The organism is Pseudomonas sp. PARCl1 (genome assembly GCF_947311875.1).
In the GTDB taxonomy this organism is placed as follows: Bacteria; Pseudomonadota; Gammaproteobacteria; order Pseudomonadales; family Pseudomonadaceae; genus Aquipseudomonas; species Aquipseudomonas juntendi.
This window is the reverse complement of sequence record NZ_CAMZMX010000009.1, coordinates 117756-124305: the sequence shown is the minus strand read 5'-3', so window position 1 is coordinate 124305 and position 6550 is coordinate 117756. Positions and strand designations below refer to the sequence as shown.

4 protein-coding genes are annotated in these 6550 nt (G+C 62.4%); 1 reads left to right on the top strand and 3 read right to left on the bottom strand.

What is annotated here, in order from left to right:
• Positions 1-152 precede the first annotated feature (152 nt).
• Positions 153-1544 (bottom strand): L-cystine transporter, encoded by a 1392-nt coding sequence (locus tag QME24_RS07790; RefSeq protein WP_235768205.1) that lies wholly within the window; start codon positions 1542-1544, stop codon positions 153-155.
• A gap of 244 nt (positions 1545-1788) precedes the next feature.
• Between QME24_RS07790 and QME24_RS07785 the strand changes: the two genes are divergently transcribed.
• Positions 1789-2844 carry a phosphorylcholine phosphatase gene (locus QME24_RS07785; protein ID WP_009683364.1) on the top strand — a complete coding sequence of 352 codons (1056 nt, stop codon included), beginning with the start codon at positions 1789-1791 and terminating at the stop codon, positions 2842-2844.
• Between the two features lie 168 nt (positions 2845-3012).
• Here QME24_RS07785 and ilvD read toward each other — a convergent pair whose 3' ends face one another.
• Together ilvD and QME24_RS07775 are read right to left on the bottom strand one after the other, a co-directional pair.
• Positions 3013-4854, bottom strand: a complete 1842-nt coding sequence (gene ilvD / locus QME24_RS07780; protein ID WP_009683363.1) for a dihydroxy-acid dehydratase — start codon at positions 4852-4854, stop codon at positions 3013-3015.
• A 326-nt stretch (positions 4855-5180) separates the two neighbouring features.
• Positions 5181-6377, bottom strand: a complete 1197-nt coding sequence (locus QME24_RS07775) for a class I SAM-dependent rRNA methyltransferase (RefSeq protein WP_054906221.1) — start codon at positions 6375-6377, stop codon at positions 5181-5183.
• Between the last annotated feature and the right edge of the window lie 173 nt (positions 6378-6550).

The following is a 6550-nucleotide window of genomic DNA, read 5'->3' as shown; positions in this document are numbered from 1 at the left end:
AATCCCACAGGCATAATTGGCCCGAAACAAACGTAGGAGCGAGCGCAGCTCGCGATGCGCCGCGCGGGCGGCGCTCGATCTCACAGGCGCCGCATATCTTGTGGCAAACACCTGTCAGCCCTGATGCAATCCCTGTGGGCCCCGGCAACCTGTCAGGTATGGCTCAGCTCGGCATGTTCATCGTCGGCCAGCACGTCCTTGTCGGTCTCTTTCAGCAACTGGCTGGTGACCACCCCGGCAGTCATCGAGCCATTCACGTTCAACGCTGTACGGCCCATGTCGATCAGCGGCTCGACCGAAATCAGCAACGCCACCAGTTCCACCGGCAAGCCCATGGCCGGCAACACGATCAGCGCGGCGAAGGTGGCGCCGCCGCCCACGCCGGCAACCCCTGCCGAACTCAGCGTGACGATGGCCACCAGGGTGGCGATCCACAGCGGGTCGAAGGTATCGATGCCTACCGCAGGCGCGACCATGACCGCCAGCATGGCGGGGTAGAGCCCCGCACAGCCGTTCTGGCCGATGGTGGTGCCGAACGAGGCGCTGAAGCTGGCAATCGACTGCGGCACGCCCAGGCGGCGGGTTTGCGCTTCGATGTTCAGCGGAATGCTGGCTGCGCTGGAGCGGCTGGTGAAGGCGAAGGTGAGCACCGGCCACACCTTGCGGAAGAAACGCAGCGGGCTGACGCCGGTGGCGGCGAGGATGATGCCGTGAACCACGAACATCAGCGCCAGGCCCAGGTAGGACACCACCACGAAGCTGCCCAGCTTGAGGATGTCTTCCATGTTCGAACTGGCTACCACCTTGGTCATCAGGGCCAGCACGCCATATGGGGTCAGTTTCATCACCACCCGCACCAGGCGCATGACCCAGGCTTGCAGGGTGTCGATGGCCGACAGCGCACGTGCGCCTTTCTCGGCGTCGTCCTTGATCAGTTGCAGGGCCGCCAGGCCGACGAACACGGCAAAAATCACCACGCTGATGATCGACGTCGGCTTGGACCGCGCCAGGTCGCCTACCGGGTTGCTGGGAATGAACGACAACAGCAACTGCGGGATATTGAGGTCGGCGACCTTGCCTGCATAGTCGCTGTGGATGACCTGCATGCGGGCGCTTTCCTGGGCGCCGGCCACCAGGCCCTCGGCGCTGAGGCCGAAGAGGTTGGTCAGCACGATGCCGATCAACGCGGCAATGGCCGTGGTCAGCAGCAGGGTGCCGATGCTCAGCACGCTGATACGGCCCAGCGACGATGCGTTGTGCAGGCGCGCGACGGCACTGAGGATCGAGGCGAAGATCAGCGGCATGACGATCATCTGCAACAGGCCCACATAGCCATTGCCGACCAGGTCGAGCCAGGCGATGGTGGCCTTGAGCACCGGGTGACCGGCGCCATACACGGTGTGCAGGGCCAAGCCGAAGAGCACCCCCAGCGCCAGGCCCAGCAAGACCTTCTTGGCCAGGCTCCAGTCGGTGCGGCGGGTTTGTGCCAGGCCCAGCAACAGGGCCAGGAATGCCAGCAGGTTGAGTGACAGCGGCAGATTCATTGAAGCTCCAGCAGAGAAGGCAAAGGGTGGCATCGCCTCTGTGAGCGATTGCGAACGGAAATGCTAACAGCCTGAAAACGAACGAATTTATACCCAAATGGAATGTGCATAGTCGTTTATGGAATAACGCCATGTCGCAAATTGCAATGAACACGGCGTTTACTGCTGCCTGAAGGTCGGTGTGGACTGCCGCCCATCGGCCGGGTTGCACTAGCGTTGGCAGATCATTTCAGGAGATTCGTACATGAAAGTCGCCGTGAAAGCTGCCGCTATCGGCTTGTCCCTGCTGTTCAGTATCGAAACCTTCGCCACCGAGCTCAAGCACTGGCCTGCCGATGCAGCCAGGCAGCTCGACAGCATGATCGCTGCCAATGCCAACAAAGGTAACTATGCGGTGTTCGACATGGACAACACCAGTTACCGCTATGACCTGGAAGAAGCCTTGCTGCCGTTCATGGAAAACAAAGGCTTGCTGAGCCGTGACAAGCTCGACCCGTCGCTGAAGCTGATACCGTTCAAGGACACCGCCGAGCACAAGGAAAGCCTGTTCAGCTACTACTACCGGTTGTGCGAAATCGACGACATGGTGTGCTACCCGTGGGTCGCCCAGGTGTTTTCCGGCTTCACCCTCAAGGAGTTGAAGGTGCAGGTGGACGAACTGATGGCTTCGACCCAGCCGATTCCCAGCACCTATTACGATGGCGACCAGGTGAAGGCGATCGACGTGCAGCCGCCCAAGGTGTTCAAGGGCCAGGCCGAGCTGTACAACAAGCTGATGGAAAACGGCATCGAGGTCTATGTGGTTTCGGCCGCCTCTGAGGAGTTGGTGCGCATGGTCGCTTCGGACCCCAAATACGGCTACAACGTGAAGCCGCAGAATGTGATTGGCGTGAGCCTGCTGCTCAAGGACCGCGCCAATGGCCAGTTGACCACCGCGCGCAAGCAGATCAGTGCCGGGCACTATGACGCCAAAGCCAACGAAGGGCTGGAACTGACCCCGTACCTGTGGACCCCGGCCACCTGGATGGCGGGCAAGCAGGCGGCGATCCTGACTTACATCGATGAGTGGAAGAAGCCGGTGCTGGTGGGCGGCGACACGCCAACCAGTGATGGCTACATGCAGTTTCATGGGGTAGACGTCGGCAAGGGCGGTATCCACCTGTGGATCAACCGCAAGGCCAAGTACATGGACCAGTTGAACGGCATGATTGCCAAGCAGGCGGCGGCGCAGGCCAAGGAAGGGTTGCCGGTGACCGCGGACAAGAACTGGGTGATCGTGACGCCGGAGCAGATCCAGTAAGGCTTGTGTAGAGTGGGCCGGCCTTTTCGCGGGCTCGCCCACTTGCATTGCATGACTTTCAGATGCTGTGCGGTCCCTGTGGGAGCGGGCGAGCCCGCGAAGAGGCCAGTGCAGGCATAAAAAAACCGGCGCACAGTGCGCCGGTTTTTCTTTCATGCTTTCGAAGCCTCACAGCCCTTCGAGCATCGCCTTGTTACGCACAGCACCCTTGTCGGCACTGGTCGCCAGCAACGCATAAGCCTTCAGTGCGGTGGTCACCTTGCGCGGGCGGACTTCAGCCGGTTTCCAGCCTTTCTTGTCCTGCTCTACACGGCGCGCAGCCAGCTCTTCATCACTGACCAGCAGGTTGATCGAACGGTTGGGAATGTCGATCAGTACCTTGTCACCGTCGCGCACCAGGCCGATGGCGCCGCCTGCAGCAGCCTCCGGCGAGGCGTGGCCGATGGAAAGCCCCGAGGTGCCACCCGAGAAGCGGCCGTCGGTCAGCAGGGCGCAGGCCTTGCCCAGGCCTTTGGACTTCAGGTACGAGGTCGGGTAGAGCATTTCCTGCATGCCCGGGCCGCCTTTCGGGCCTTCGTAGCGGATGATCACGATGTCGCCGGCCTTCACTTCGTCGGCGAGGATGCCGCGCACGGCACTGTCCTGGCTTTCGAAGATCTTCGCGGTACCCTCGAACACGTGGATCGACTCGTCGACACCGGCGGTCTTCACCACGCAACCATCCAGCGCGATGTTGCCGTACAGCACGGCCAGGCCGCCTTCTTGCGAATAGGCGTGCTCGAAGCTGCGGATGCAGCCGTTCTCGCGGTCGTCGTCCAGGGTTTCCCAGCGGGTCGACTGGCTGAACGCGGTCTGGGTCGGGATCCCGGCTGGGCCGGCCTTGAAGAAGGTGTGCACGGCTTCGTCGTCAGTCTGGGTGATGTCCCATTTGGCGATGGCTTCTTCCATGCTGCGGCTGTGCACGGTCGGCAGGTCGGTGTGCAGCAGGCCGCCACGCGCCAGCGAGCCGAGGATGCTGAAGATGCCGCCAGCGCGGTGCACGTCTTCCATGTGGTACTTCTGGATGTTGGGCGCCACTTTGCACAGCTGCGGCACTTTGCGCGACAGGCGGTCGATGTCGCGCAGGTCGAAGGCCACCTCGCCTTCCTGGGCCGCGGCCAGCAGGTGCAGGATGGTATTGGTCGAGCCGCCCATGGCGATGTCGAGCATCATGGCGTTCTCGAACGCCTTGAAGTTGGCGATGCTGCGTGGCAGTACCGACTCGTCGTTTTCGCCGTAGTAGCGTTTGCACAGTTCGACGATGGTGCGCCCGGCCGTCAGGAACAGCTGCTCGCGGTCCGAGTGGGTGGCCAGGGTCGAGCCGTTGCCCGGCAGGGCCAGGCCCAGGGCTTCGGTCAGGCAGTTCATCGAGTTGGCGGTGAACATGCCGGAGCACGAACCGCAGGTCGGGCAGGCGCTACGCTCGTACTCGGCGACTTTCTCGTCGGATGCGCTGGAGTCGGCGGCGATGACCATGGCGTCGACCAGGTCCAGGCCGTGGCTGGCCAGCTTGGTCTTGCCGGCTTCCATCGGGCCGCCCGAGACGAAGATCACCGGGATGTTCAGGCGCAGGGCGGCCATCAGCATGCCGGGGGTGATCTTGTCGCAGTTGGAGATGCACACGATGGCATCGGCGCAGTGGGCGTTGACCATGTATTCCACGGCGTCGGCAATGATCTCGCGGCTGGGCAGCGAGTACAGCATGCCGTCGTGGCCCATGGCGATGCCGTCGTCGACCGCGATGGTGTTGAATTCCTTGGCCACGCCACCGGCGCGTTCGATTTCGCGGGCGACCAGCTGGCCCAAGTCCTTCAGGTGCACGTGGCCCGGGACGAACTGGGTGAACGAGTTGGCGATGGCGATGATCGGTTTCTTGAAGTCTTCGTCCTTCATGCCGGTGGCGCGCCACAGGGCACGGGCGCCGGCCATGTTGCGGCCCTGGGTGGAAGTCTTGGAACGATAATCAGGCATGAAACACTCCTGGCGGCTTAATCAGGTCACAAAAAGGGGAGTGAGCTTCTCTTGTCCTTTGTACCGCAGGCCGGTTGCCACTGGCACGGATGAGGCCGAAGACTGCGCGGGATCGCCGCGGGCTTGACCAGAGCTCATAAACCCGCCGGGGATGACTGGCGATGAATAGGCCGATTCTACACCCCTGGCGCGGCGAAGGAATGCTTCAGATACAAGTGGCTAGCTACAAGCTACAAGCTACAAGCTACAAGCTACAAGCTACAAGCTACAAGACAGAGCCGACCTGGCGCGCTTGCAGCTTGCAGCTTGCAGCTTGCAGCTTGCCGCTAGCTGTTGGGCAGCAACCGGCAGGTGATGCTCTTGATGTAGCGGGTTTCGGCAATGGCCGGGTGCACCGGGTGGTCGGGGCCCTGGCCGCCGCGCTCGAGCAGCTGCAGGTTGCGGTCCAGGTGGCGGGCGCTGGTCAGCAGGATGTTGTGCAGGTCGTCCTCGGGCAGGTGCATGGAGCACGAGGCGCTGACCAGAATGCCGTCCTTGCTCAGCATGCGCATGGCCTGTTCGTTCAGCCGGCGGTAGGCCGCCTCGCCGTTCTTCAGGTCTTTCTTGCGCTTGATGAACGCGGGTGGGTCGGCAATGATCACGTCGAAGCGTTCTTCGGCAGCCTTCAGTTCGCGCAGGGCTTCGAACACATCGCCTTCGATGCAGGTCAGCTTTTCGCTGATGCCGTTCAGCGCCGCGTTACGCTCCACGCCATCCAGGGCAAAGCCCGAGGCATCGACGCAGAACACTTCGCTGGCGCCGAAAGCACCTGCCTGCACGCCCCAGCCACCGATGTAGCTGAACAGGTCGAGCACACGCTTGCCCTTGACGTACGGCGCCAGGCGCGCACGGTTCATGCGGTGGTCGTAGAACCAGCCAGTCTTCTGGCCTTCACGCACCGGGGCTTCGAACTTGACGCCGTTCTCTTCCAGCGGCACCCAGTCCGGCACCTCGCCATAGACGGTCTCCACATAGCGCTGCAAGCCTTCGGCGTCACGGGCGGCGGAATCGTTCTTGAACAGGATGCCGCTTGGTTTGAGCACTTGCACCAGGGCAGCGATCACGTCGTCCTTGTGCGCTTCCATGGTGGCCGAGGCCAGCTGAACCACGAGGATGTCGAAGAAGCGGTCGACCACCAGCCCTGGCAGCAGGTCGGAATCGCCATAGACCAGGCGGTAGCACGGCTGGTCGAACAGGCGCTCGCGCAGCGACAGGGCGACATTGAGGCGGTGCACCAGCAGCGACTTGTCCAGCGGCAGCTTGATGTCGCGCGACAGCAGGCGTGCGCAGATCAGGTTGTTCGGGCTGAGTGCGACGATGCCCAACGGTTTGCCGTTGGCCGCCTCGAGAATGGCCTGCTGGCCGGCCTGGAAGCCTTGCAGTGGGGTCGCGCTGACATCGACTTCGTTGCTGTAGACCCACAGGTGGCCGGCGCGCAGGCGGCGGTCGGCATTGGCTTTGAGGCGAAGGCTGGGCAGGGACATGACGTCGCTCCGGGAAAAAAGAGCGGGATTATACCTTGTTGGCCGGCACTTCGGTTCGAGGTACGACAAAGCGCCGGCACGGCCAACTGGGTTAGAATCCACCGTCCTAATCGAGTGTGCACGTATGTCCCAAGAACTCAGCGCCGAACAGATCCAGCAAGCCTTGCAAGGCA

Bases quoted from the DNA above. Each gene is read 5' to 3' on its own strand.
- QME24_RS07790 (WP_235768205.1), bottom strand. From the start codon at position 1,544: ATGAATCTGCCGCTGTCACTCAACCTGCTGGCATTCCTGGCCCTGTTG.
- QME24_RS07785 (WP_009683364.1), top strand. From the start codon at position 1,789: ATGAAAGTCGCCGTGAAAGCTGCCGCTATCGGCTTGTCCCTGCTGTTC.
- ilvD (WP_009683363.1), bottom strand. From the start codon at position 4,854: ATGCCTGATTATCGTTCCAAGACTTCCACCCAGGGCCGCAACATGGCC.
- QME24_RS07775 (WP_054906221.1), bottom strand. From the start codon at position 6,377: ATGTCCCTGCCCAGCCTTCGCCTCAAAGCCAATGCCGACCGCCGCCTG.